The sequence below is a fragment of the Lysinibacillus sp. NPDC096212 genome, assembly GCF_044763105.1.
GTDB lineage: Bacteria > Bacillota > Bacilli > Bacillales_A > Planococcaceae > Lysinibacillus.
Genome location: NZ_JBIWFQ010000007.1, coordinates 68874 through 94541, shown reverse-complemented (window position 1 = coordinate 94541; position 25668 = coordinate 68874). Strand labels below are relative to the sequence as shown.

The following is a 25668-nucleotide window of genomic DNA, read 5'->3' as shown; positions in this document are numbered from 1 at the left end:
TCCTTTTTACATTGTCTACTTAGAGGGAATATATTCTATTATGCCTTTTCATTTAGTGAGGTTGACAGGAATCGAACCTGTAAGTCCCTATTCAGCAAAGGGACTCGCTGCCACTGCATACTTCCTCATATTTGTTATATATTATTAATTTCGTGTTAAAGAATTACATTGTTCTCAGTCCTTTTGTTTTATAGTAGATTCAATCTTTTCAAATAAAGCTTATTTCAATTGATTAGGAATCACTTCTTCATTTAACCAATGTTCGTTTGTTCGAACATGATTCTGTCTCACAAATTTCCCTAGGTTATATCGAAAATCATCATAATGGAAGGCATCCGCATTTCTAATAACATACCCTTCCTGCTCACCCCCAAGAAGTGATCTTCCTGTAAACGTCTTCTTTATTTTTTCTTCATCGAAAATACCTCGATATAATACAGGTACCGTTTCAATCCCCCATTCAGCTGCATAACGAACTGTTTCATCCCAGCTTAAACAAATATTTTTTTCGTTCCAAATACTAAATAAATAAAAGTAACTAGTTAACTCATTGTAGTAAATGGAGTGCTTGGCATAAATATTTTCGCCACATAATCTCCAACCTTCTGGAATCTGGAAGGCAAATGTAGCATGAAACGTTTTCACCCAATGCCTCGACGGATGATCTCCTGAATTTAAGCTTCTAGCATGCATATAGTTTTGATAAAGTGTTGTTCCTTCCCCGTCTAATTTTTCGGTTACAACTACCTCTTTTCCAATAAAATGATCAACATTTTTAGCAACCTTGTCATCATGTGTATATCCTCTACTCCACGGCAAATGAAAGCTTCTTGGATACTTCATCAAATTGGTCATAAACTCACTTCCTTTGTTTACATCTACTTCGCAAATTGATCTGCTTCACGAAAGAAATAAAGCTTTGTTAATAAGTCACCATCTAATAAATGATAAATCTTACTTGATCCCCTATCGCCCCCATATTGAATTAACATATGAAATTGCACTAAATTAACAACCTTTAAAACAAAGTCTTCTTCAAAGCCAAGCTCTAATAAAAAATGGCATACCATTTGAGCGGATACATTTTCATGTCCATAATATCCATATCTTTGTTGTAATTCTTTATATTTTTTACAAAACGGTTTGCCTACATCATGGAATAAAGCAGCTATTTGTAGCGCTAACTTGTCACTCTCCATATAGTATTCGTTCATATATTCATAAACAAAATACGTATGCTGGCAAAGTAAAAATTGATGATAAGGATTTTCTTGATTAAATTGATAAATCTCTTTAAATGGTTGGACCGCTCTCAACTTTTGAAAAAGCTCTTCATATGTGGGTTCGCTTTGGATTAGTGAAAGAAATTGCTCTTTTGAGATTTCATATGGACTCGCTTCATGTACAATATGCACCTCTTCAAACCCTTCTCCCAATATCGGAAACTCTAAATTCTTTCTCATTTTATCCATTATCACTAACGGAACTTTTCTCTTTCTTTGTTGATTTCTTGATACACACAAAGTATAAGGAGTATCAAAATAATAGCATGCAACCTTCACATTACCAGACAATTTACTCAGTGCAAACATCCTGCGTTCCCGTTCGATATTTGTCGCATCAACAATGACAGATTGACCTTTAGCCACAAATTCATTTAAACGCTCGTACAAAACACGAAATACTATTCGTGTTTTTTGTCTTGAAACGTCACCAAATAACTCTTGACGTATAGCATCACTTGAAAGAATAACTGCATTTTCGCTTTTCGCTAGCTCTTTAACAAACGTACTCTTGCCACTTCCAGGTAACCCAACTGTAAATATCACCTTCATTTTTTCTCACCCCCTTTCAAGTGTCTATATCGTTTCTAGAAACATATTCTTTAGTTAGCAATTAACGACTTCCCCCCTTACTCATGAAGCTGTTTTTATCAAAATTCAATCATCAACTTAACTCTAACGTATAGGGATTAATTTTTGAGGGTAAAAATGATATAAATCCGACATAACATTTTTTGAAATGTATACCATGAACATAAGTCGAGCAGAGGCTGAGCGACTTCTCGGGTCACGGATGGGCCCTGGAGCGAGCAAGTACGAGAACGGCTACTAAGAACACCACACCTCACCAGGAACCTAAGGAAAGCGTCCTGTTGGAACGGAGATCAACCTATATACATGATGTCATACCAAAATTTCGGAAACTATCCATAAAAAGCAACATTCTTCAAAAGGGACAATTTGACTACAAAAAAAGACTGCTCCACCTTTTGCGGAACAGCCTTTTTTATTAAAAAATTGATTTTCTCTTATAACTTTATTATATCATAAATTTGCCAAAATTACTAGACTATACTTCTTTCTGAAATAGCTGTATGATAAATTTCCCGATTCTAAATCCATATTGAAAGGAATGTGAGTAACATTGGAAAAGCAATATGAATGGACAGAAGAAAAACAGTATCTTGCTCTTTGTTTAAACACAGTTGATCATAAAAAAGAGGAGTTACTACAAAAAGAAAAGGCTGTTAAAGACAATGTTTTAGCGTTAAAGAAAACCTTTTGGGACGACGTTAGAGTGAATTTAGATACGCCTGAGGATATAGACGAAACCTTTTATGCTATCAAACAACAGGCAGAGCTCTTATCTGATTCCCAGCATGCTCAGCAACGTGTCATCAAGGATGTAAAAATTTATGACCGTTTACTGCAATCACCCTATTTCGCTCGCATTGATTTTTTACAGGATGATCATAACGAACCTTTAAAGATTTATATCGGTGTAGCAACCTTAATGGATGAAGAGAATGAAAACATACTAATTTACGATTGGCGAGCCCCTATATCAAGTATGTATTATGATTACACCCCTGGCCCCGCTACTTATGAAACGGCGACTGACGAAATTCAAGGTGAGATGCTTTTAAAACGGCAATTTATCATTAAAAATGGCCAATTACAATCGATGTTTAATACAGGTTTAACGATCGGTGATGACTTATTACTCGATATTCTCGCTCAAAATGCAAACGAACATATCCGCAGCATCGTAGCAACGATTCAAGCTGAGCAAAATAAAATAATTCGACATGTCAGCACTCCTTATCTAATCGTAGAGGGTGTCGCGGGTAGTGGAAAAACGGCTGTTGCTCTCCAACGTGTTGCTTATTTGTTATATCATTATCGAGACCAAATTACTGCTGATCAAATTTTATTGATTACACCTAATCAGCTCTTTAATCAATATGTTCATACCGTTTTACCGGATTTAGGTGAAGACAATATGCAGCAATTAACCTTCTCCGAATATGCAACAAAACGTTTAGGTCGACAGTTCCAATTGGAATATCCTTATGAGCAATTGGAGTCACTTTTAACAGAGCAAGATGACTCACTCTACCAAATGAAGCTTTCGATTATTTCTTTTAAAGCTAGCCTCCAATATCGAGAATTGATGGACAAATATATTGAGCACCTTACAAATGAAGGTTTGCTGTTTAAAAATATTGTTTTTCGCGGAGAAAGAATTATTACAGCTCAAGAAATTGCTGAATACTTTTATTCGTTCAACGCCACAATGCCTATCCCAAATCGACTGCAGTTAGTGAAAGAATGGTTATTACAACGATTATCGAAAATTGAAAAAGCAGAACGGGCAAAAGAATGGGTAGAAGAAGCCAGTGAACTTTTAGACATTGAAGAATATACAAAAACCTATAGCGAGCTTTTACATGAAGGTCGATTTTCAGAAAATTCTTTTGATGATTTCGAGCAAGAACGCAAGAAATTAGCCATCCAAATTGTCAAAAAACAGTTCAAGCCACTTCGTCAATCTGTGAAACAATTAAAGTTTGTTCACATATTAGGCATTTATCGACATTTGTTTGAGATGAACTATACGATTCATCAGCAATTACAGAACTTTTTGCCCGACCATTGGGAAGAAATCTGTCAACATACACTCCCTAATTTAGCAAAGCGCATTATTTCATATGAAGATACCGCTCCATTTTTATATTTGCAGGACAAAATAGAAGGTCAACGAACAAATACGATGATTCGCCATGTTTTAGTTGATGAAGCACAAGACTATTCTCCATTTCAGCTATTTGTATTACAACAATTATTCCCACGTGCACGTATGACTATATTGGGCGATGGACATCAAACCATCCATCCTCATACCTTTAAAAACCCTTCCCTGCTAACGCCACAATTGTATGGTGAACAAGCAGAAAAAATGATATTGACGAAAAGTTATCGCTCAACAAAACAAATTATTCAACTAACTTCGAAGATTTTACATGAAGGCGCCAAAGTAGAAGCCTTTAATCGAACTGGTCCCGAACCGACTATCACGATTGTTCCAAACGAAATAGATTTAATTGAACAGCTTGTCGAAAAGATTAACAGTTTGTCCCTAAAGTTCGAAACAATTGCAGTCATCTGTAAAACAGAGCATGAATGTACAATGGTTTTTGAACAAATGAAAGACCAAGTAGATCTTCAACTCATTACCCATGATACAAATCAATTTAAAAAAGGAATTTTACTGTTACCTGCTTATATGGCAAAAGGAATTGAATTTGATGCTGTCTTGCTATACAATGCTTCCGTAGCTAATTATTCTAGAGAAACAGAACGTAATTATTTCTACACAGCTTGTACACGAGCTATGCACGAATTGCATGTCTACTCAATTAATGAGTTAACACATTTTTTAAAGCTTTAATTTCAAAAAAGAGAATCCACAAGCTTCCATGGAAGGCTTGCAGATTCTCTTCTTTTATCATTTAAGTTAAATGTAGTAAGTATAATCCTCTGGAATAACACGTTTTAAGAATTTTTTCGTGCGCTCCTCTTTCGGATTAACAAATATATCATGAGGATTTCCTTCCTCTACTACGACACCACCGTCCATAAAAATCACCCGGTTTGCTACGTCTTTTGCAAAGCCCATTTCATGTGTGACCACAAGCATTGTTGTTCCTTCTGCTGCAATGTTCTTCATAACCTGAAGGACTTCTCCTACTAGCTCTGGGTCAAGTGCAGAAGTCGGTTCATCAAATAAAATAATATCAGGATTTAATGCTACTGCTCGTGCAATACCAACTCGCTGCTGCTGACCTCCTGACAATTGACTTGGATAGGCATCATATTTTTCTGATAAGCCTACTTTATCAAGCGCCTTTTTGCCAACTTCAATCGCTTCTGCCTTCGGAATTTTACGTCCTATAATAAGCCCTTCTGTCACATTTTCTAGCGCTGTTTTATTCGTGAAAAGATTGTAGTTTTGGAATACAAAGGCTACACGCTGACGAATCGAATGTACGTCCTTCTTCTTCACATTTTGAAAATCTACTTGGATATCACCAAATGTCGCATGTCCTTGGTCAGCCTTCTCTAAAAAGTTAATGCAACGTAATAATGTTGTTTTTCCTGAGCCGCTTGGGCCTAAAATAACAACAACATCGCCTTTATCAATGGCTAAATCGACACCCTTTAAAATTTCATTGTCTCCAAATGATTTATGAATATTTTTAATTTCTAACATACTCGTTCACCCCTTAGGCTTTTGCCACTTTGAATTTACTTAAATGTTTTTCATATCGTTTAAAGATGTATTCAACTGTACTACATAAAATTAAGTACACTATGAAAATATCAATATATGCTTCTACGTAATTGTAGCCAACATTTGCAGCCACCTTAGCCTTTAATGTAATTTCAGGTAAGGACATTGCATAGCCTAAAGACGTCGCTTTAATGAGATTGACTGTAGCCGTACAAATATTTGGCATAGCTACTACTAAAGCCTGCGGAATAATAATACGGCGATAGGCTTGAAATGTTGTTAAGCCTACTGCATGAGCAGCCTCTAGCTGACCTTTTTCAATCGTACTTAAAGCAGAACGAAATACCTCAATTAATATTGCCGTTGTACTAAATGCGAAGACGATAAATGCATACCAAATCGGATTGATTTTATAAATATCGTAGGCAATATTATATTTTTCAAAAATCATTTTAAGTAGTAATGGGATACTACTATAAATAATAAAGATTTGAATGATTATAGGTGTACCTCGGACAAAGGAGACATAAATTTTTGCTATATGATGGATCACTGGGATTTTATTGATTCTTGTTAGTGCTAGTAGAAAGCCAAGTGGTAAAGCAACGAGCATAGCAACAATTGTCACAAGGAGTGCGATAGGTACACCTGATAATGCAACAAAAAATGTTTCAACTAAAAATTGATAATTCATGGTTTCGCCTCCTTACGTTGTTTCTAATGTCTTTTTCCCCTTACCAAAGAACTTTTCTAGCATAGCGAAGAATTTTTCTATAATAATCGACAGCACCCAATAAACAATCGCTAAAGCAATATATATTTCTAATGCATGTGCATTAATGTTACTTGCAATAATTAAATTTGCCTTTCCGACAATATCAATTAAGCCGATTGTATAAGCGAGCGCCCCTTCTTGTAATAAGGCAATCATTCCATTCCCAAAGTTCGGTAAAGCGATAACGAGTGCCTGCGGGAAAATAATACGTCGATAGGCCTGAAATGGCGTTAATCCCACACTAACAGCCGCTTCAAATTGCCCTTTATCAATCGCTAAATAAGCAGAACGAATAACTTCCGACATAATCGCCGCAAACTGCAAAGTGAACGTTACGACTACGAAAATGGCTGTTTCGATTGAATGGAGATTGATGCCGAAGTTTTCCGCTAACGCTGGAACACCATAATATACGAGGAATAATAAGACGATAGATGGTGTACAACGCATAATCGTTGTATATAAGTTCGCTAATTTTCGCAGCAATTTTATTGAACTTAACTTGGCAGCCGCTAATAGTAAGCCAAATATTGTGCCTAGTACAATGGAAGAACCCGCGACTAAAAAGGTAACTTTTAAAAACGGTAATAATACAGGAATTGAGTTCCAAATGTATGATGCATCAAAATACTTCTCCATTTCCTCACCAACTTCTATATAAATGTACAATAAGAGGTGTGTTGATTAGCTATTTTTAATTACTAAAATTAAGTAGAAGACGCTGATTTCCGTTACGGGCTACTTGCTTTCTTGCGGGCGAGCGACGAGCCGCTTCCTTCGCTCCGCTCCGTGCAGGGTCTCGTCTGTCTTGCTTTCCTGCGGGAGTCAAGTAGCCCTTCACTACAATCAGCTAAATATGCTCATATATAAGGCAAATTATCAACAAAAAAATCCCTTTTTCACCCAATAATTAACAAACATTTTTCCCTAATCAACACACCTGATACAATAATTCTCTTTTTATTAATAAAGACTGCTGAGTATACTGACTCAACAGCCTTTTATTTAGTAGTAGCTGCTAGCACTTTCCCTTCTAAAGAGGGGTCTTCTTTGATCAGCTACCGCCTATTAGCGCTTCACAGAATCTAACACTTCAAATAAATCTCGACCGTAAAACTTAGTGCTTAATTCATTTGTTTTCTTTTGCTCTTTAATTTTTGCTATAGCTTTATCGTAAGCATCTGCAAATTCTTGTTCCTTTTTATTGAACAACGGCCATGTTTTGATAACGTCAAATTCGTTGTAAACTACATCATCTTTTAAATTATGATATGGGCCATCTTCTGCTAAAACTTGTTGTTTAAATGGACCTTCAATCATCACACCACCATCGACACGTTTTTCATTTACCCATTGCACGACATCGACAGTAAATGCATCTCCAGCTTGTAATTTCACTTTATTGTCTGGGTTGGCTTTATTATATTCATCTATAATTGTGTATTGGGCATTATTCGCAGCAATTGGTGCTAATGAATAACCTTTTTTCGCAAAGTCGGCTAATGTTTTCACACCCTCATCTTCTTTACGTAATACTAAGCCCGCACTACTTAAGCCTAAAAATTCTTTAGGGAAAATAAACTTTTCTGTACGTTCTTGCGTAAAGAAGGCATTTTTTATCCCTACTTGATATTTCCCTTGCTCAACACCAATTAGTAAATCATCACTAGTTGTACCTACGAATTCAAACTTATATTCAGGTAACATCTCATCCACTAGCTTCATAACTTCCACATCGTAGCCTGTTGGGTTTCCGTTATCATCAATATAACTAATAGGCTTAGATGCCTGATCATATGCAACCTTCACTGTACGTACTTTCGCGCCATCTTCGGAATCTTTATCTGAAGCTTCACCTGAATTACAGCCCGCTAAAATAGCAAGTGAAGCCAACCCGATTGCTGCCAATTGGAAAATCTTTTTCTTTTGTTTAAACATATGTCATTTCCCCTTATTCTCCATTGTTTTGTAATTGATGTTCAGTCGATTTTTGTTGTTCAATTGCTGCCTTTGCCAATTTAATAATTGTCATATCATCCATCGGTGGATTATGAAGTCCTGCACGAACATTTCGATAGTAGCGCTGTAATGGGTTTGTTAATTGTAGGCTTTTAGCTCCTACTACACGCATTGCCTTATCGACGATTTCAATCGCCAAATTTGTTACCGTATGCTTAGCAACTGCCATTTCATTTACCAAAAGCTCACGTCTAGCTGGGTCATCATAAGCTTCGGCAACCCCATACAGTACAAAGCGCGCTTGATATAGCTTCAATTCAATATCACCTAGAAGTTGCTGCACATTTGGTAATGTACTAATTGGAGCATTTAAACTATTAGGTTGATAATGATTGGCAAAATGCAGTGCATAATCACGAGCTGCCTGCGCAATCCCTAAGTATGTTGCTGGTATATGTAGCATCCAACCATTTATCTTGCCACCACTTGGGTGACCCGGTAACTCTACTAAATGATTTGAAGGGACTATCACATCTTTTAAAACTAGGTCATGACTGCTTGTGCCTCGCATTGCAGACATTTCCCAGTTTTCTTCAATTGAAAGCCCCTGGGCATCTTTATGAATAAGGAAGTAACCAATTTGATTTTTCTCCTCAATCCACGCTGATGTTAAGAAGTAATCTAGTACCGGGGAGGCTGTCGTAAAGATTTTACGTCCATTTAAGAGCCAACCTGCCTCTTTTGACACAGCATTTGTTCCTGGTCGCCCTCCACGTGTTGGACTACCAGTTGCCGCTTCACTCGCAGCCCTATTTATAATTGCTCCGTTCTTTATTTCCTGAGCAAATGAACTTAGTAAATCGTCTGTCCATAGCTTTTTCTCATATAGTTCGCCTATAACACCTAATGTCCACCCTAGTGAGAGTGAAGCATTCTCGTCGTAGCTTGCTAACGTTTCTTGAACGAGTACCAAATCATAGACTGATAATCCTTCACCGCCATATTCTTTCGGTAAAGTTAGTTTTGGATAACCAATTTGCAGAAGTAGTTTATGTGCTTCGAATGGAAAACGAGATTGTTCATCTACTTCTTTAGCCTCAGCCTTGATTGGCTCAGAAATAGATGCTAGCTGATCTAGCCAATACTGCTGCTGCTTTGTTTTAATAAATAAATTCTTCAAGAAAATCTCCTTCTTCCCAAAATGTATAAAACATATATACTTACTAAGAATTAAAGTTGTAAAAAAATCTCTAACTACGTATTAGTAGCGAGAGGATGCGTGGTACTGAATTTTCTGATTCGTTGACATTTATGATACTTTTCACATTTAAAAATGTCAATGGGTTAATTACAAGTTTTTTTATAAGCTTTATATCCATTACTAACACGTCTTCTTTTTTCACCAAGCCATGTTTACAACATATGCTAAAACTAAAGAAAGAGGTGCATGTATGACTAATAATATGAATCCATCCTTAAATAATATGCCTATTTCAACTATGACCCCTCAGGTTATTCAGACGAAATTTGGAGATATTAATGGAGATGGCTTACTTGAAACTGTTCTTTTGATGGGGACTAAAACTCCAGATAGCCCTTTGTGGAAAGACCTAACGCTTGCTATTTTTTACGGACAGACGCACCAATTCGAAAAAATAATGCTAAAACAAAGCGTTGGCTATAATCCAACTATATTTTTAGGTGACTTTACAGGCAATCACCTAGAAGATATTCTAGCTATTTCTGACACAGGAGGTAGTGGAGGCATTATCAACGGGGAAATATTTGCCTCAATAAACGGCAAAATCCGCTCAATTTTTGATGCAATTTCTTTTAATAATAAGCTAAAGTACAGCGTTAATTATCAAAATCAATATAAAGTAGCCGTTCGTAGCATGAATCCCCAAAAGCAATATATCATCGATTTACAATACAAGGGTCCGGATTATTTAGCAGAAATTTATAATCAAGACGGTACACTAAAGCAGCCTATTGAAGGATGGGTTGATCCAATCAGCGGATTGTACCCAGTGGACTATGAACGTGATGGCATATATGAGATTTTAGCGTATCAGTCTATAGCAGGCCGATTTCATGCCGATGGATTAGGGTATGTAGAAAATATTTTGAAATGGGATGGCCATGAATTTATCGTTGACCGTCAAACTGTAGGGATTTTTGGAGAAGATATAAAATAAATTACGTGCACTTATATAGGGGAAAAAGCAAAAATCTGTCCGATTTCCGCATAGAATAATCGAAATTGGACAGATTCGAACTTACTTTTTCTACTGATGGGACAAGGTTTATTTTTCTACTAATGCAAAATAATTATTTTCGTGATCAGCAAAATTAAAAACCCTACCCATTGGCATCATTACTAAATCTCCTACTTTAACGCCCTTTGCTTGAAAATCCTGATATAAATTTTCTATATGATCGGCATAAAACATAATAGAAGGTGTCCCTAAATTTAATTCAGGCTGCATTTTCGCAATGATTTCTTTGTTGTGTAGAACAAGGGTAGTTTGAGCTTCTTTAGTTGGAGCAATTTCAATCCAACGTACTCCTCCCTCTTCCTGGTCAGCAACTACAACAAATCCAACTTTTTCTGTCCAAAACTTCACAGCAGTTTCCTGATCATTTACATATAACATCACTTGTCCAATTTGTCGAATCATGAAAACAATCCCCCCTCTTTTGAGCATTAGTATATATCAAAAAGTAGCTTTATATGTCATCTAATGATTATCGTTTCAAAATATTATTTCTTATATCTACAATTAATGAACAGTTATTACAAAATACTTAACTTTTATTTTATTTTTGATAAAATGAGCCTAGTCGTCTATTATTTGCCTTAATCGGTAAAGTATATACTTTTCACCATACATAGGGTGTCGATTATCCGATGAACCTCTTAGGACAATAGGAGGTTGGTCACAAGGGCGTTATTACATCCAATTTTCGGTGATAAGACAAAGTATCAAATACTAAATTATAGTGAGGATAATTCAAGTGAAACAACTAAGTTTAAGGAAAAAGCTCATTTTTTCATTTTTAGCAATGCTTCTCATCCCAACACTGTTAATTGGAATTGTGTCTTACCAAAGTGCTGGAAAACAAATTTCAGAAGAACAACAAGCAAGCGCAGCCGAAAGTGTGCGCATGCTTAATACGAATATTACTAACACGATTGAGCCAAGAGTGAAGGACATTCAATATTTTACTAAAAAGCTCAATCAATCTTATTTACAAGAAGGTAAAATTCCAGAACTTAAATCTCTTTTCAAAGAATACATCAATATGCATCCAGAGGTGGAGCTGATTTATATTGGAACCTCTGATGGCAGACTACTAGATGAGCCTGCTCAAAAATACCCTAGTGGGTTTGATCCGCGTACGAGACCTTGGTATAAGCAAGCTTTAGATAACAAAAACCAAGTATCTATTACAGCTCCATACATTACACAAACTACAGGTGATATCGTTCTTACGATTACTCAGGCTTTACCAGATGGCTCAGGGGTAATCGGGTTAGATTTAAATATATCTAAACTTAGTACCATCACGAATGATATACGCATAGGAGAAACTGGCTTTGCTTCACTTTTAGATGGCAATAAAATTTATATTGCCCAACCAGATAAAGAAAGTGGCTCTGAAGCAACAGAAAGCTATATTACTAAAATCTATGAACAAGATAGTGGTAGCATTATAGAAAAAGATCGTCAGCTACAATTTGTTACAAATAAGCTAACAGGTTGGAAAGTTGTTGGTACAATGTTTACAGCCGAGGCTGCAAAAGCCGCTGCTTCGACCTTTAATATCAACTTAATAATCATCGCTGTTTCTATTATTGTTGGCATTATTTTTATGCTATTCATGATAAAATCGATCGTTAATCCGATCAATCGACTTAAACAAAGCGCTATAAAAATTAGTGAAGGCGATTTAACAGCGTTTATTGACATTCATTCTAAAGACGAGATTGGACAGCTAGGGGAAGCCTTTATCGCAATGAAGGTTAACTTAAAAAAACTTATTCGCAACGTTGATCAAAGCTCCCAACACGTACAGACTTCAGCACATGGATTATCTGCGAATGCCGAACAAAATATAGCTGCTTCAGAACAAGTTACTAACGCTATGCAACAGGTTGCTATTAGTACAGAAAAACAAACAACTGGCATTGACCAAAATGCTGTTTCTATTGAGGAAATCTCAAAAGGAGTCGTCGAGGTCGCTGATAGCTCTATGCAGGTTTCAGATTTATCTAGCCATGCTATAAAATTGGCCGAAGAGGGTGGCCAAGCAGTCGAACAAACTGTTAATCAAATGATTTCTATTCATGAATCTGTGACACAATCAGATACGATGATTAAATCACTTTATGATCGAACAAAAGAAATCGGTTCTATTTTAGAAATTATTAGTGCTATTTCAGATCAAACAAATCTACTTGCCCTTAATGCTGCTATTGAGGCGGCGCGAGCTGGAGAGCACGGGAAAGGCTTTGCAGTAGTTGCCGATGAAGTGCGCAAGTTAGCAGAGCAATCCCATCAATCAGCAGAGCAAATTTCTGCACTGATTACTGGCATTCAGCAAGATACGGCTAAATCTGTTCAAACAATGATTAAGGCTTCAGCGGATGTCCAGGATGGTTTACAACTAACAGAAGATACAAGTAAAAAATTTGCAAACATTATTAAGAGTCTACACGATATTGCTCCGAAAATGGAGGATATATCTGCATCCGCTCAGGAGATGTCAGCAGTAGTCGAAGAAGTTTCTGCAACAGCTATCGAGCTAACTGATCATGCTAAATTAAATGCAGCAGCGTCAGAAGAAGTTGCCGCTTCAACTGAACAAACGTTGTCCTCGATGAAGGAAATGGCTGTAGCCTCAAAAGCACTTCTTGACATGGCTGATGAATTACAAAGCTATGTGAATCGTTTTAAATACTAAAAAGAAAAGCACGATGTTAATGGAGATTTTCCAAACATCGTGCTTTTCAATATTAACTTCTTTCAGCAATTATTTTCTGTAGCGACAGGCTACAATTATGCCGAGGCATAATTGCTCTTTATTTATTTTCCTCATAACTAAATTGCCATTCTATACCGAATTTATCAGTAAGGGAGCCGTAACATTTACTCCAAAACGTTTCTTGTAGCTCCATTTTAACCTTGCCACCATCTTTAAGACCGTCAAAAGCTTTTCGCAGCTGAGTCTCATCGTCTGAGACAACGGCTAACGTTATATTGTTTCCAGTCATGAATGGATTGCCTGGAAATGTATCTGAGAACATTACAGTGCTACCAAAAATCGAAAGTCGCGTATGCATCACAAGATCTTTTGCTTCCTCTGGTAATGGATAATTTGGGTTTTGTGGTGAATCTCCAAATGTCATAATTTCAGGCTTGTTCGCATTAAAAACTTTCTCATAAAAAGATACAGCCTCTCGACAATTTCCATTAAAAATTAAATAGACCTCTACTGCCATTCCCAACACTCCCTTTGTCATTTTTCGAAACAATTCTATTTTACATGGATAGCAAATAGTAATACAAATTTTAGATAAAACTAATTAAAAACTCCTTTTCCTCTTTTGAAGAATCATAATAGATCTTACTTCCTTACAAAAATTTGCAGAATTTTAACCTTACTTTTATCTTTTTTAACAATTGCTAAAACTTATATTTCGCTTAATTCCTGTTCTTTCCTGTTATTTTTTTATTTATTTAGATAAAAGCTTTGACATTTACTCGAAAATAATGTAAATTACCAAATGACGAACGATTTAAATTAAAACTTAAAAAATATTCGTATTTTAGGAGTGTTTATAATGGATAACGTATTTGACTATGAAGATATTCAACTAATTCCCGCAAAATGTATAGTAGAAAGTCGCTCAGAATGTGATACTTCTGTTACTTTAGGTGATCATACATTCAAACTTCCTGTTGTACCGGCAAACATGCAAACAATTATCGACGAAAGTCTTGCTGCGAAGCTTGCTGAAAACGGTTACTTTTATATCATGCACCGTTTTAACCCAGAGACACGTATCAATTTCATTAAAGATATGCAAGCTCGTGGATTAATTGCATCTATTAGTGTTGGTGTGAAAAATGAAGAATATCCTTTTATTGAAGAATTAGCTGCTGCTAATTTAGTGCCTGAATTTATTACAATCGATATTGCACATGGTCATTCAAATGCTGTTATTCGTATGATTCAACATATCAAAAAACATCTACCAAATAGCTTTGTTATTGCTGGTAATGTGGGTACACCTGAAGCAGTACGTGAACTTGAAAACGCTGGTGCAGATGCAACAAAAGTTGGTATTGGACCAGGTAAAGTATGTATTACTAAAACCAAAACTGGTTTTGGTACAGGTGGTTGGCAGCTTGCTGCACTACGCTGGTGTGCAAAAGCCGCAACAAAGCCAATTATCGCTGATGGTGGTATTCGCACACATGGTGATATTGCAAAATCGGTTCGCTTTGGTGCTTCAATGGTAATGATTGGATCATTATTTGCAGGTCACGAAGAGTCACCTGGAGAAACGATCGAAATCGACGGTAAAACTGTGAAGGAATACTTCGGATCTGCTTCTGAATTCCAAAAAGGTGAACGTAAAAATGTTGAAGGTAAAAAAATGTTTGTTGAACATAAAGGTAGCATCAAAGATACGTTAATTGAAATGCAACAAGACCTTCAATCATCTATTTCCTATGCAGGTGGCAATAAACTTGATGCCATTCGAAATGTAGATTATGTAATTGTGAAAAACTCTATTTTTAATGGAGATAAGGTATACTAACAGTCTAACCAGCATGAAGCTAGCCGAAAATTTTTGCTAGCTTCATTTACTTTTTCTTTATTCGCAAATATACAAATCCCCTATCTTTTCACCCCCTCGTAAACTATTCATAAATTTATTTCATTAAAAACTTAAGTGATATTTTTATTTTTTTAAATAAAATTACTAAAAATAATAGAATAGCTAGAAGAAGGCTTAAATAAACACATAGAAATTTTATTTTTGTACAATAGCTAGAAATTAACCCTAAATAAAAAAGTTCCGTTGGATATTTCATGAGGATAATACTTAAGAAAAGATTTTCTAAATAATCAAATGCCATACCTATAAACGGAAGGACAATGAAATAGTTTACTATTTTATTTTTGATTTTTAGAACTTTAAAAAAGTACGAAATCACTACCGAATAAAAAAATGCATAAGTAAGAGGATAAATAAAATCAATTATAAAAAAAGTTGTTAAATAATAGGATCTCCCTGCTACCCCTTGTAAAAATAAAGTTTCGTAAATCTCTTGTACGGTATAGCTAAAATGTAAATCTAATATGCCTATTCCGCCTGTAATTCCTTTTAAAGTAGAAATTGCACTACGCATAATAAACATAGAACATAAAAAAATTATAAGTAGGATACTAACACTTTTCATATTAGATAATTTATTAATTGCCCCAAACATACTCCCACCCCCACTGGTTAAAATACACATTTGTGTAATTTTCATGTTTTGAAGTATAATTGAGCAAAAATTTGAAGTCAATATAATCCAAGCAAGTGATACAAATCAAGGCTATTCGTGTCATACAGGAGGAAGTTATGGAAAAAAGTAAAAATCCAATATCTATTCGCTCAAGGAAAATAATTATTAATACTTTATTAGAACTAATGAAAGTGAAGGAATATAGTGAAATTACTATTACAGAAATAGTAATTAAAGCTCAATTGGCTCGCAAAACATTTTATCGTAATTTTAAGTCAAAAGATGATGTACTAAATGAATATGTAGACTATTTATTTAATAAATATATTCATAAACTAGCTAATTTAGATAATTTAACAAATTTTTCAGTAACCAAATGTTATTTTGAGTTTTGGCAAGAGCATGTATCATTCCTTAAACTTTTAGAGAGAAACAATTTATTATTTTATATACTAAAAAAATACGAAGAGTACTTACCGGTGATCCATAATCTATTTCCATGTAAACAACAAAATAAAGTTAATGACACGATGCTTAAATATAGCATAGCTTATTCATCCGGTGGGTTTTGGAAGATTCTTTGTAAGTGGGGAGAGGATGATTGTACGGAAAGTCCTGATGAAATGGGTTTAATATATAATAGTTTTATGGGGATACCCAATGATTAACTATAGGTTTTACAGTCCACCTTCTAAGGAAAATTATCGTTATACTTTATATGTTCCTTTCCAACAAAAGAAAAAATGCTACCAATTAAGAGTAGCATTTTCCTAAAGATTATAGCTTGTTAATAACAGCGTGGATCGTTTCTTTTAATTCTGCATCATGATCAGAAAGGTCTACAAGGTTTGCTACACGTTCACGTAATACTGGACGTTCAATTACAAGCTTTTCATCAAGAACTTGTACTAGTAACTCGATAACAAGACGATCACGTACGTTTAATGCTTCCTCTAAACGCTCTGGTGTAATTTTTCCTGTTTTTGCTGCATTAGCCATTTTAAAAACCCCTTTTGAATTTTATATTCATGCACATCTATTTTAGCATACAGCTAATTTATTTTGAAAACTTTCTTTCGCGAATATATAGGCTCATCACCATAACGTGTGGTTGATTTCCGTTCCGACTGGGCGCTTTGTTGTTGCTGTCGCTACGCTTTCGCACAGATAAAACATTTGCCGCTGACGCTTCACTTTCGCGCAGAGCAGAGCTTCCTGGGGGCGTCCGATGAGCCGCTTGGGCCAACATGATGTTGGTCACGAAGGCGTTATCACAGGACGTGATGTTTTTAGCCTTCGTTCCTCTATTGCTGATCCCCAAGGCGTCGCCCAGCCTTCACTCCAATCAACCTATATACATAACATACGTTTTAACAAATATCATCCACAGCTTTTGGCGATAATTCAATATATACCAAAACTTTACAAATTAAACCTAATACATTTACGATAAAATGTTATATTCAAATCATTAAACGAAGACGCTCAAACATATGATTATGTGTTATTTAGTTATTCATATTCACTTAGAACGACTTACAAGATTGGAGGAATTCGATGAATCGAAAGAACTCGACTTATTTACAATTAATAAAGGCTGTACCGCAATCTTTACAATTGTTTCTAAATGTTTGCCTTGTACTTCTAGCGCTCATTTTATCCTTCTTACTTTGCAAAGAACTCATCCAATTTCTTAAAATTCTAATATTCAACAACGATGACGGAGACTATAAGATTTTCCTCGCTAATATTCTTATTTTCTTTTTGTATTTTGAATTTATCACTATGATTATTAAATATTTTAAAGAGAATTATCATTTTCCACTAAGGTACTTTATATATATAGGGATTACAGCTATGATTCGATTAATTATCGTGGAACATGATCATCCCATTAACACCTTAATTTATTCACTTATTATTTTAATATTAATTGTAAGCTATTTTATTATTAATATTACGCCGCTGGAACGACCTGTACGCTCATCACTCTTTATGAAAAAAGAACAATAGCTTTATACTATTAATCTTCCTAAAAAGCTGTGATGCAAGTTGGTTTATCAAGGACAAAGAAGAAATGATGCAATGACTGTACGTATTGTTCATCACTAATCTTCACCTTGCTAAGCATAAATAATTCTTGTACTGTCACAACTCCCATGACAAGAGAAGAAAGCTCTGCGATATCAATCACCATTTCCACATCATAGTTAGTACTATTAGAAATGTTTATATTACCATCGATAGCCTCAATAACAATTTGATGATTATTTTCAGCTAATAACGAATCTTTTACAATTAACTTAAAAGTTAATGTTTGACCATTAAAATTATTTGTTGTGAGTTCCTCAAAAAAACCTTGAACATTAATAATGCGATACATTAAGCCAACACCTGATACAGCACTTGCATGGTAGACACTTGGGATTAAATGATTTGTTCCATTTCGTACATCTCCTAAAAAGAAGTGAATATTTTCTTCCTGTGTGTTCCATTCTATACGGTTCACTTGATCCACCTGACTATTTAAAAATGTACTGAACTCTAATAGAGCCTCTGGTGTTTCATAGATCCATTCTTTAATGACTAGATTATTAAGTAAAAAATTCGTTTCACTTTGCTTATTAAAGGAGAATACCATATAACCTTGTATTGAATCTCCCTTTTCAACAGCAATAATATAGTTTTGCGGGTTTTTAAAAATTGATGAAAGCTCCGATTCTGTTTTTAAAAACATACCATGCTTCCTCGATGCAACTCTTCTATAGCAATCTGCTAATTTTTGCTGATCTTGCGCTGTTAAAAAAGTAAGATGTTTTTTTGTTGGCCCCTTCGGAAAGCTTGATGGTTCCACTGAATATTGATGCATTTTCGGTCCGTATCCAAAGCCCATTTTTTTATAAAAGTCAGGTCTAAACGGATATAACGCAACAAAATGAACATTTTTCTCTAAAAAAACCTTGAAAAAATGATCTATTAATTCTTTGGCAACCTTTTCTTTTTTACGGAGTAAGTCAACTGCAACTAGTCCTACTCCCCCTATTGGAATCATTTTAGAGAAGAAATTCATTTCAAAATCATGGAGTCGCATGCCACCAATTAGTTTGTTATCTTCCCATAGCCCATAATAATGAATAGCTGCGTCATTGTTTTGATTGCGTATAAAAAGTGCCTTTAGCTGCTCTTTTGTTAGCTGTAAACTCCCCATCCTTCCTGGATAAGCACCAACCACAATATCAACAAAATGTATAAAATCCTCTTCCTTCAATAATTTCTCAACGACTTTCATATACATCCCCATCCTACACTAAATTATTTTAAGGCACGCTCTTTTTATAATTTTTTTCACATTAATTCCAGCCCTTGATAATAACATATATTACCACATACAAATAGTACGCGGTGAGCTCCTTATTAGATGTATACAGAAAGGAAGTATGAAGCGGAACATTTAGTGCTTGTTGTTTTTGCATACAATGCTTTATAACTACACCCTTATTCAGCTTCTCAAGCAAGTCGGCAGTAACTGAATACATTATTCTCGTTGGCTCGCTGATTAGGGCATCAGGAAGTGATTATAAGTGGGATAGGACTAAAGGTAAAGCTCAGAAATACGATGTGTTGCGCACACATATGACTCAACTAAAAAGGAATGGACTGCATGAATTATTGAAGGGAGACGGAAAGAGTGAATCTGATTGATGCATATATTCATGAAGTAACTAAAAGGATAAGCAAAGATAAGCGTGATAAAACCAGTCTAGAACTAAAATCTACTATTGAAGATATGTTACCTGAAGATTATTCAGAATCAGATATAAAGGACGTTCTTAAAAAGCTTGGAAATCCCATAGAAGTTGCAGCAAAATATCAAGATACACCACGATTTTTAATCAGCCCAATAGTGTTTGACGCTTATATTAGAACAATAAAATTAGTTATTCCTTGGGCAATATTAATTACAATTATTGTACAGATGATAGAAAGTATTGTGCTTTATAACGGAGAAGGTGCACTCCTGACTGCTATTATTAACACTATTTCTATAACTATCTCTCATATTATTTCAGTAATCATTTACGTACTGTTCTGGATTACAGTTGCTTTCATTGTCATCGAACGATCTGAAGGAAAAAACGTTCGAATCCCTCTTATAAAGAATCATCCAGAATGGACACCGGATGATTTAGCAAAAGTTAAAATAATCCCTAAAGAAAAAACTATTTCACTTAATGATAATATTTTAAGTTTCTTAGGCATTGCTATTTTCTCCTTTGCCTTTTTCAATGCTAATCACCTTTTAGGAATCTATACTTCTCACAATAAAGGCGGGTTGAAATTTGTTATGCCTATATTCAATCAGGATGTCTTACTGACCTTCGCTCCAATCGTTTTATGTTGTATCGTTTTAAGTGTCGCTTTAACATTATGGAAATTGAAGGCTGGTCAATGGACAATGTTAATCGCCGTAACTAATGCACTTCTTCAATGTACAGGAGTCATTGTTTTTATCCTCATGGCTATTCACCCTGATCTTATACACAGTCCAGCCGTACCTTATATCGCTGCAATTATGGGGACGACCTCTGCTAAGATTTTGTTTGCTATAGATCGAATATTATTCATAAGCATTGCAATTGCCATCATCGCAAATGCATTTGATATTTATAATGGCTTTAAAAAAGCTAGAATTTGAAAAGAACTATAAGTTTTTGAGAGCTGACTCTTTTTTGTTGGCTCTTTACTTATTCATATTCTCCTTCAAAATACCGTTATTCTCTAATGTTTTGTATAATAATAAAGTTAATACATTCATAAATAATCTGCACTAATTCAAACAGAATAAGGGGAAATAACTATGACCATTCTTCTTGTAGATGACAATCAGGTCAATCTATTTGTAATTGAAAAAGTATTAAAAAATGCAGGTTATGATAACTGTGTTTCTCTAACATCTGCCTATGAGCTTTTTGATTATTTACAGTTAGATGCACCAAATTCAACAGGAAATTCGGTGGATTTGATTTTATTAGATATTATGATGCCTGAAATCGATGGCATTGAAGCTTGTAAACGTATTAAGCAAAATGAACGATTAAAAGATATTCAAATTATCTTTGTCACAGCTCTAGAAGATAAAAACACGCTCGCCGAAGCACTTGATATCGGTGGAGTAGATTATATTACGAAGCCCATTAATAAAACCGAGCTTCTTGCTAGAATTCGAGTTGCTTTACGATTGAAAGCTGAATTAGATTGGCATACTCAGCAAGAAAAGAAAATACAATACGAATTAGATTTAGCCACACACGTACAAAGAAGCCTTTTGAGCGCCCCTTTAAATGAGGCTACTATTCAAATAGAGGTCTCTTATCTTCCTTCTTCTAATTTAGCAGGGGATATGTATTATTGGCATAAAATAAATGATCATCGATATGCTATCATTTTGCTTGATATGATGGGACATGGGATCCCTGCAGCGCTTGTTTGTATGTTTATCTCCTCTGTCCTAAGAGAAGCTGTTAAACAATTAGAAGATCCTGAATTAGTTATAAAAGAGTTAAACCGTTATATGACACTTTTACGAAACGGAAAAGAGGACAATCTTTTTTATTTCACAGCTATTTATTTAGTGATAGATACAGAACAAAAAACCATTGAATATGTGAACGCTGGTCATCCTTCTGGCTATGCTCTAGTTGACGAAAAGACGCTCGTACATTTAAATCAAGGAAGCTGTGCAGTCGGCTTTTTCGATGAGATCAACGTACAAAAGCAATGCATTCAATACAATGAGGAAGTACAAATTATTTTATATACGGATGGTGTGTTAGAGGCAATGGGACCATGTGAAATGGAATCCGAGAAGCATTTACAAACACTAATATCTACGAAATGGGATAATTCTCGACGTCTGATTGACCATTTACTACCCATGGAAAAACAAGGGAATCAACCAGATGATATGTGTGTATTAATGATACAGGCACGTTAAACTACATAAAAAGTGGCTGTTGCCTAAGTCTCTACTGTGGAGAGACTTGGACAACAGCCTATTTTTTATCTTACTTTATCTTCTGATATATTTTTTCATTGCCTACGATTTCTTTATATTTTGAAATAATATCTTCAAATCGGAGTGTCTCTTTATCTCCTAAGCATAAAAATCCAGTATCACTTAGACTTTCGGAAAACAAATGATGCACCTGGTTTTGTAACTCAGGTGAAAAATAAATTAAAACATTTCGGCACATAATGACATGAAATTCATTAAACGATTGATCTGTTACTAAATTATGCTGTGCAAATATAATGTTTTTTAACAGTGACGGATGGAAATAAGCATTTTGATAATCTGTTTTATAGTATTCAGAAAAAGCATGGATGCCGCCTGCAAGCATATAGTTTTTCGTATATGCCTGCATTTTGTTAATCGGAAATACTCCTTTTTTTGCCTCTTCCAATACTTGTTCGTTCATATCCGTAGCGTAAATAACGGCTTGATCCATTAACCCTTCTTCCTGTAGCAAAATAGCCATGGAGTATACTTCCTCACCCGTGGCACATCCTGCATGCCATATCCGAATTTCAGGGTAATCTCTTAGATACGGTACAACTTCTTGGCGAAAAGCCTTAAAAAAACTAGGGTTACGGAACATTTCAGTCACATTTATAGAAAAATCATTCAATAGTTGCTCTAAAAAATCATTTTCGTGTATTACTTTTTCAAGTACATGAGAAATGGTTGGAATATTACTCATCCTCATCCTACTATAAACCCTTCGTAATATAGAAGAACGATTATATTGTCGAAAATCAAATCCCGATAAACGATAAATAGCCTCAAGTAACAAATCAATTTCTAAATCTGTATGCTTTTTTTGCTGCAAAGGAAATCGGTCCATTTTATAAACTCCCTTTAGAAACTAGCCATACTCTTAAAACGGATATTAATTGCTCTAAATTTAATGGCTTACTTATATAATCTGAAGCACCAGCCTCTAATGTTTTATCTCGGTCATTTTTCATGGCCTTCGCTGTTAAAGCGATAATCGGTAAATCCGTAATCTTCATTTGTTTGCGTATAATCGACATCGTTTCATAGCCATCCAAATTCGGCATCATAATATCCATCAGAATAAGATCAATTTCATCATTAGCTTGCATAATATCTAAACACTCTATCCCATCTTTGGCAACTAAGATATTCATACCTCGTTTTTCGAGTGCGTTTTTTAATGCATATATATTACGGTAATCATCGTCTACAATTAAAATATTTTTTCCTTGAAAAACTTCTACCTCTTGTTGAGAGAAGTCCTGAGTTTCCGATAGTACTTCCATTAGCTCTTCTAATTCATTAGTAGCCCCTACTTCATGAATAGCAAATTCATTACGTTTTTGCTCTTCGATGCCATTTGGCAAGCTTGGGATTGTTAGTGTGAATGTACTACCTTGCCCTTCACTACTTTGTAAAGAAATCCAGCCGCCAAGTAATCCCGCAAGCTCTTTACAAATGGACAAGCCAAGACCTGTTCCACCGTATTTACGTACTGTTGCCCCATCAGCCTGTTGGAATGATTCAAAAATAAGTTGATGCTTGTCCTTCGGAATCCCTATTCCTGTATCGGAAACTATGATCTCTAACCAGTCAGCACTAACATCCTGCATATTATTTGTTAACTGTTCTTCACTAAGCTGTTTAATGTCAAGATGAACTGAGCCTTGTTTTGTAAATTTAAAGGCATTTGATAATAAATTTTTCAATATTTGCTGGAATCTTTGTTCGTCAGTATAGAAAATATCGACTACATTTTCGTCTTTCGAAATATAGAATTGTAGATTTTTTTTCGTTGCTACAGGCGCAAAGGTTTGCTCGATTTGTACAGGAACCTCACTCATATTCATTTCATCAAAACTAATATCCAGCTTGCCTGCCTCTACTTTTGATAAATCTAAAATATCATTAATTAATGCCAGCAGATCTTCCCCTGAAGAATGGATAACCTTTGCAAATTCAGCTTCCTCTTCTGATAAAGTATTTTGGCTATTTTCAGCTAACATTTCAGATAAAATTAATATGCTATTCAGTGGCGTTCGTAATTCATGTGACATATTGGCTAAAAACTCAGATTTATAATTTGAATTTAGTAACAGCTGTTCCGCACTTTCCTCTAATTCTTTTTTAGCTTGTTCTAATTCTCTCGACTTTAACTCTGCCTCTTTTGTTCTTTCTTCCAATTGGTCATTAATCATTGTCAGTTCCTCTGTTTGCATCTGCAATTCTTCTGATTGTGTCTGAAGCTCTTCAGATTGTGCCTGTAATTCCTCTGTCATAGCTCTTGACTCGTTCAATAAACGGACAACTTCCATACGCCCTAGAACACTATTGATCGTTAATCCGAAGGTTTCGATAACTTGCTTCACTAATTCCTGCTGCAGTTCATTAAAGCTAGTTATTGTAGCTAATTCAACGACAGCGATTACGTTATTTTCAAATATAATAGGGACGATAAAAATACCCTTTGGTGGTATTTTCCCTAAACCAGTGCCTACTAAACGGAAATCTTCTGGAATATCGTTATAAATTAAAATCTTTTTTTCTAAAGCACATTGTCCAATTAAGCCTTGTCCCAGTTTAAAGCTCTCAATTCCAACGTTATCCGTTGCTTCCGCAAAAGCAGCCTTTTTTACAAACTGTATATGATTATCAGTAGTTTCACGAACATAAAATGCGCCAAGGGAAGACTGCGTTTTTTGCGCTATTTCTGAAAGGAAGGTTTCAGCTAATTTTGTTATAGCAGAAATACCTTGATATTTTGTGACAATTTCTGCGATATTCAACTGTAGCCATTCTCTTCTCTCAAGCGCATCCAACAACTCATTTGTAGCAGCTGCAAGAGCATTGATTTCATCATTTGTTCTAACATGAATTCGTCCTTTTTGATTACTCTTGGAAGCAGTGATTTCTTGGATTGTTCGAGTAACCTCTGTTAACGTTTTTACGATTGAACGAGAAATACCACTTGCAATGATAATCGCAACAACTGAGATAAATACAAGTATGCCAAGCAGTGTAAGTGTTACTATACTATTTTTTTTGTCCAACTCGTTTACTTTGGCTTGCATCGTTGCAATTACCTCTGAACGAAGTGATTCAAACTGATCTCGTACTGTTTCTATGTCTCTAGGACCTGTACCTACCTTATAGAGTTCCCCTAATGCCCCCACATTTTTTTCTTTTTTAAATTTAATGGAAGGTTCACCAAATGTTGTAATCCAATGCTCTATCGTTGCCTTTATCTCATTTAACTTCTGTTTTGTTGGTTTATTTTTTACAATCTGATAAAGTTCATTAAAATCAGATTCCCATTTTTCATCAGATTCATTATAAGACTCTAAATAGCTTGATTCACCTGAGATAACAAAACTCCTCTGGCTCGATTCCATATCTAAAATGTGCTTTTCAATACGATTGGTTAAAGCATGTATATTTGAATCATTCTTGATAATATAATTTCTTTCTTTTTGTAGAGAGGTAATTTGATTATTTAAGATAATCACTGATGCAAGTAAACAAAGTATGATAACAATATAGCCTAACGTAATTTTAGTTCGTATACCTATTTTTAATTTATTTAACATTTGTTTTCCTACCTTTATCTGTCATAAACTCTATAACTAGTATCATTGTACATCAAAAAGTAACAAAGTTTCTTCCTCTTAAATTTAGACAATAATATCCTTCCGAGAAATACTTAACAAAATTTACTCATTTAAAGTTAATAAGTCCCCTATTTTTTTCATATACATTTTATATTGAACTAC

The 25668-nt window shown here is 35.0% G+C and carries 23 protein-coding genes; 9 read left to right on the top strand and 14 right to left on the bottom strand.

The window, feature by feature from the left end; translation table 11 throughout:
* Nucleotides 1-219: 219 nt before the first annotated feature.
* Together ACIQ7T_RS09370 and ACIQ7T_RS09365 are read right to left on the bottom strand one after the other, a co-directional pair.
* Nucleotides 220-855 (bottom strand): RNA ligase family protein, encoded by a 636-nt coding sequence (locus ACIQ7T_RS09370; RefSeq protein ID WP_402869941.1) that lies wholly within the window; start codon nt 853-855, stop codon nt 220-222.
* 23 nt (nt 856-878) lie between these two features.
* A complete protein-coding gene (locus tag ACIQ7T_RS09365) occupies nt 879-1835 on the bottom strand; it encodes an AAA family ATPase (protein WP_402869938.1) in 957 nt (318 codons plus the stop codon).
* A 592-nt stretch (nt 1836-2427) separates the two neighbouring features.
* On the opposite strand from ACIQ7T_RS09365, the gene helD reads away from it, so the two are divergent.
* Nucleotides 2428-4734: an RNA polymerase recycling motor HelD gene (gene helD, locus ACIQ7T_RS09360; protein ID WP_402869936.1), complete on the top strand. Its 2307-nt coding sequence runs from the start codon at nt 2428-2430 to the stop codon at nt 4732-4734.
* Between the two features lie 66 nt (nt 4735-4800).
* Here helD and ACIQ7T_RS09355 read toward each other — a convergent pair whose 3' ends face one another.
* From ACIQ7T_RS09355 to ACIQ7T_RS09335, 5 genes are all read right to left on the bottom strand, one after another.
* Complete coding sequence (locus ACIQ7T_RS09355; RefSeq protein WP_370077824.1) at nt 4801-5556, bottom strand: amino acid ABC transporter ATP-binding protein; 756 nt, start codon at nt 5554-5556, stop codon at nt 4801-4803.
* Nucleotides 5557-5569: 13 nt separating this feature from the next.
* Entirely contained in the window at nt 5570-6271 is a 702-nt protein-coding gene (locus ACIQ7T_RS09350; protein WP_134022231.1) for an amino acid ABC transporter permease, read from the bottom strand.
* A 12-nt stretch (nt 6272-6283) separates the two neighbouring features.
* Entirely contained in the window at nt 6284-6991 is a 708-nt protein-coding gene (locus ACIQ7T_RS09345; RefSeq protein WP_197142622.1) for an amino acid ABC transporter permease, read from the bottom strand.
* 429 nt (nt 6992-7420) lie between these two features.
* Complete coding sequence (locus tag ACIQ7T_RS09340) at nt 7421-8290, bottom strand: transporter substrate-binding domain-containing protein (RefSeq protein WP_370077826.1); 870 nt, start codon at nt 8288-8290, stop codon at nt 7421-7423.
* 13 nt (nt 8291-8303) lie between these two features.
* On the bottom strand, nt 8304-9491 hold the full coding sequence (locus tag ACIQ7T_RS09335; protein ID WP_370077828.1) for an acyl-CoA dehydrogenase family protein: 1188 nt from the start codon (nt 9489-9491) through the stop codon (nt 8304-8306).
* 271 nt (nt 9492-9762) lie between these two features.
* On the opposite strand from ACIQ7T_RS09335, the gene ACIQ7T_RS09330 reads away from it, so the two are divergent.
* Complete coding sequence (locus tag ACIQ7T_RS09330) at nt 9763-10509, top strand: hypothetical protein (protein ID WP_402869930.1); 747 nt, start codon at nt 9763-9765, stop codon at nt 10507-10509.
* A gap of 108 nt (nt 10510-10617) precedes the next feature.
* Here ACIQ7T_RS09330 and ACIQ7T_RS09325 read toward each other — a convergent pair whose 3' ends face one another.
* A complete protein-coding gene (locus tag ACIQ7T_RS09325) occupies nt 10618-10992 on the bottom strand; it encodes a VOC family protein (RefSeq protein WP_370077832.1) in 375 nt (124 codons plus the stop codon).
* A gap of 337 nt (nt 10993-11329) precedes the next feature.
* Between ACIQ7T_RS09325 and ACIQ7T_RS09320 the strand changes: the two genes are divergently transcribed.
* The gene (locus tag ACIQ7T_RS09320) at nt 11330-13279 is read left to right on the top strand and encodes a methyl-accepting chemotaxis protein (protein WP_402869927.1); all 1950 of its coding nucleotides are present in this window, start codon (nt 11330-11332) and stop codon (nt 13277-13279) included.
* A 118-nt stretch (nt 13280-13397) separates the two neighbouring features.
* On the opposite strand, the gene ACIQ7T_RS09315 is transcribed toward ACIQ7T_RS09320, so the two are convergent.
* Complete coding sequence (locus tag ACIQ7T_RS09315) at nt 13398-13817, bottom strand: VOC family protein (RefSeq protein ID WP_370077835.1); 420 nt, start codon at nt 13815-13817, stop codon at nt 13398-13400.
* A gap of 342 nt (nt 13818-14159) precedes the next feature.
* Between ACIQ7T_RS09315 and guaC the strand changes: the two genes are divergently transcribed.
* Nucleotides 14160-15143 (top strand): GMP reductase, encoded by a 984-nt coding sequence (gene guaC / locus ACIQ7T_RS09310; protein ID WP_402869924.1) that lies wholly within the window; start codon nt 14160-14162, stop codon nt 15141-15143.
* A 115-nt stretch (nt 15144-15258) separates the two neighbouring features.
* Here guaC and ACIQ7T_RS09305 read toward each other — a convergent pair whose 3' ends face one another.
* On the bottom strand, nt 15259-15819 hold the full coding sequence (locus tag ACIQ7T_RS09305; protein WP_370077839.1) for a hypothetical protein: 561 nt from the start codon (nt 15817-15819) through the stop codon (nt 15259-15261).
* A gap of 137 nt (nt 15820-15956) precedes the next feature.
* Here ACIQ7T_RS09305 and ACIQ7T_RS09300 point away from each other — a divergent pair, with 137 nt between their 5' ends.
* A complete protein-coding gene (locus ACIQ7T_RS09300) occupies nt 15957-16508 on the top strand; it encodes a TetR/AcrR family transcriptional regulator (protein WP_402869921.1) in 552 nt (183 codons plus the stop codon).
* A gap of 109 nt (nt 16509-16617) precedes the next feature.
* Here the strand turns inward: ACIQ7T_RS09300 and ACIQ7T_RS09295 are convergent, their stop codons facing one another.
* Nucleotides 16618-16839: a phosphate-starvation-inducible protein PsiE gene (locus tag ACIQ7T_RS09295; RefSeq protein WP_370077843.1), complete on the bottom strand. Its 222-nt coding sequence runs from the start codon at nt 16837-16839 to the stop codon at nt 16618-16620.
* Nucleotides 16840-17068: 229 nt separating this feature from the next.
* On the opposite strand from ACIQ7T_RS09295, the gene ACIQ7T_RS09290 reads away from it, so the two are divergent.
* Together ACIQ7T_RS09290 and psiE are read left to right on the top strand one after the other, a co-directional pair.
* A complete protein-coding gene (locus ACIQ7T_RS09290; RefSeq protein WP_402869918.1) occupies nt 17069-17293 on the top strand; it encodes a hypothetical protein in 225 nt (74 codons plus the stop codon).
* 104 nt (nt 17294-17397) lie between these two features.
* Complete coding sequence (gene psiE, locus ACIQ7T_RS09285) at nt 17398-17853, top strand: phosphate-starvation-inducible protein PsiE (RefSeq protein ID WP_402869916.1); 456 nt, start codon at nt 17398-17400, stop codon at nt 17851-17853.
* A gap of 19 nt (nt 17854-17872) precedes the next feature.
* Here psiE and ACIQ7T_RS09280 read toward each other — a convergent pair whose 3' ends face one another.
* On the bottom strand, nt 17873-19129 hold the full coding sequence (locus ACIQ7T_RS09280) for a GNAT family N-acetyltransferase (protein ID WP_370077849.1): 1257 nt from the start codon (nt 19127-19129) through the stop codon (nt 17873-17875).
* Nucleotides 19130-19528: 399 nt separating this feature from the next.
* Here ACIQ7T_RS09280 and ACIQ7T_RS09275 point away from each other — a divergent pair, with 399 nt between their 5' ends.
* Both ACIQ7T_RS09275 and ACIQ7T_RS09270 read left to right on the top strand, forming a co-directional pair.
* Nucleotides 19529-20536 (top strand): hypothetical protein, encoded by a 1008-nt coding sequence (locus ACIQ7T_RS09275; RefSeq protein ID WP_370077851.1) that lies wholly within the window; start codon nt 19529-19531, stop codon nt 20534-20536.
* Between the two features lie 162 nt (nt 20537-20698).
* Entirely contained in the window at nt 20699-21835 is a 1137-nt protein-coding gene (locus ACIQ7T_RS09270; protein WP_402869914.1) for a SpoIIE family protein phosphatase, read from the top strand.
* Nucleotides 21836-21905: 70 nt separating this feature from the next.
* Here ACIQ7T_RS09270 and ACIQ7T_RS09265 read toward each other — a convergent pair whose 3' ends face one another.
* Both ACIQ7T_RS09265 and ACIQ7T_RS09260 read right to left on the bottom strand, forming a co-directional pair.
* Complete coding sequence (locus ACIQ7T_RS09265; RefSeq protein WP_370077855.1) at nt 21906-22745, bottom strand: CheR family methyltransferase; 840 nt, start codon at nt 22743-22745, stop codon at nt 21906-21908.
* A 1-nt stretch (nt 22746) separates the two neighbouring features.
* A complete protein-coding gene (locus tag ACIQ7T_RS09260) occupies nt 22747-25485 on the bottom strand; it encodes an ATP-binding protein (protein WP_370077857.1) in 2739 nt (912 codons plus the stop codon).
* Between the last annotated feature and the right edge of the window lie 183 nt (nt 25486-25668).

Excerpts from the sequence above, each read along its gene's own strand:
- ACIQ7T_RS09370 (WP_402869941.1), bottom strand. The coding sequence starts at position 855 with ATGACCAATTTGATGAAGTATCCAAGAAGCTTTCATTTGCCGTGGAGT.
- ACIQ7T_RS09365 (WP_402869938.1), bottom strand. The coding sequence starts at position 1,835 with ATGAAGGTGATATTTACAGTTGGGTTACCTGGAAGTGGCAAGAGTACG.
- ACIQ7T_RS09355 (WP_370077824.1), bottom strand. The coding sequence starts at position 5,556 with ATGTTAGAAATTAAAAATATTCATAAATCATTTGGAGACAATGAAATT.
- ACIQ7T_RS09350 (WP_134022231.1), bottom strand. The coding sequence starts at position 6,271 with ATGAATTATCAATTTTTAGTTGAAACATTTTTTGTTGCATTATCAGGT.
- ACIQ7T_RS09345 (WP_197142622.1), bottom strand. The coding sequence starts at position 6,991 with ATGGAGAAGTATTTTGATGCATCATACATTTGGAACTCAATTCCTGTA.
- ACIQ7T_RS09340 (WP_370077826.1), bottom strand. The coding sequence starts at position 8,290 with ATGTTTAAACAAAAGAAAAAGATTTTCCAATTGGCAGCAATCGGGTTG.
- ACIQ7T_RS09330 (WP_402869930.1), top strand. The coding sequence starts at position 9,763 with ATGACTAATAATATGAATCCATCCTTAAATAATATGCCTATTTCAACT.
- ACIQ7T_RS09325 (WP_370077832.1), bottom strand. The coding sequence starts at position 10,992 with ATGATTCGACAAATTGGACAAGTGATGTTATATGTAAATGATCAGGAA.
- ACIQ7T_RS09315 (WP_370077835.1), bottom strand. The coding sequence starts at position 13,817 with ATGGCAGTAGAGGTCTATTTAATTTTTAATGGAAATTGTCGAGAGGCT.
- guaC (WP_402869924.1), top strand. The coding sequence starts at position 14,160 with ATGGATAACGTATTTGACTATGAAGATATTCAACTAATTCCCGCAAAA.
- ACIQ7T_RS09305 (WP_370077839.1), bottom strand. The coding sequence starts at position 15,819 with ATGTTTGGGGCAATTAATAAATTATCTAATATGAAAAGTGTTAGTATC.
- ACIQ7T_RS09300 (WP_402869921.1), top strand. The coding sequence starts at position 15,957 with ATGGAAAAAAGTAAAAATCCAATATCTATTCGCTCAAGGAAAATAATT.
- ACIQ7T_RS09295 (WP_370077843.1), bottom strand. The coding sequence starts at position 16,839 with ATGGCTAATGCAGCAAAAACAGGAAAAATTACACCAGAGCGTTTAGAG.
- ACIQ7T_RS09290 (WP_402869918.1), top strand. The coding sequence starts at position 17,069 with ATGAGCCGCTTGGGCCAACATGATGTTGGTCACGAAGGCGTTATCACA.
- psiE (WP_402869916.1), top strand. The coding sequence starts at position 17,398 with ATGAATCGAAAGAACTCGACTTATTTACAATTAATAAAGGCTGTACCG.
- ACIQ7T_RS09280 (WP_370077849.1), bottom strand. The coding sequence starts at position 19,129 with ATGAAAGTCGTTGAGAAATTATTGAAGGAAGAGGATTTTATACATTTT.
- ACIQ7T_RS09270 (WP_402869914.1), top strand. The coding sequence starts at position 20,699 with ATGACCATTCTTCTTGTAGATGACAATCAGGTCAATCTATTTGTAATT.
- ACIQ7T_RS09265 (WP_370077855.1), bottom strand. The coding sequence starts at position 22,745 with ATGGACCGATTTCCTTTGCAGCAAAAAAAGCATACAGATTTAGAAATT.
- ACIQ7T_RS09260 (WP_370077857.1), bottom strand. The coding sequence starts at position 25,485 with ATGTTAAATAAATTAAAAATAGGTATACGAACTAAAATTACGTTAGGC.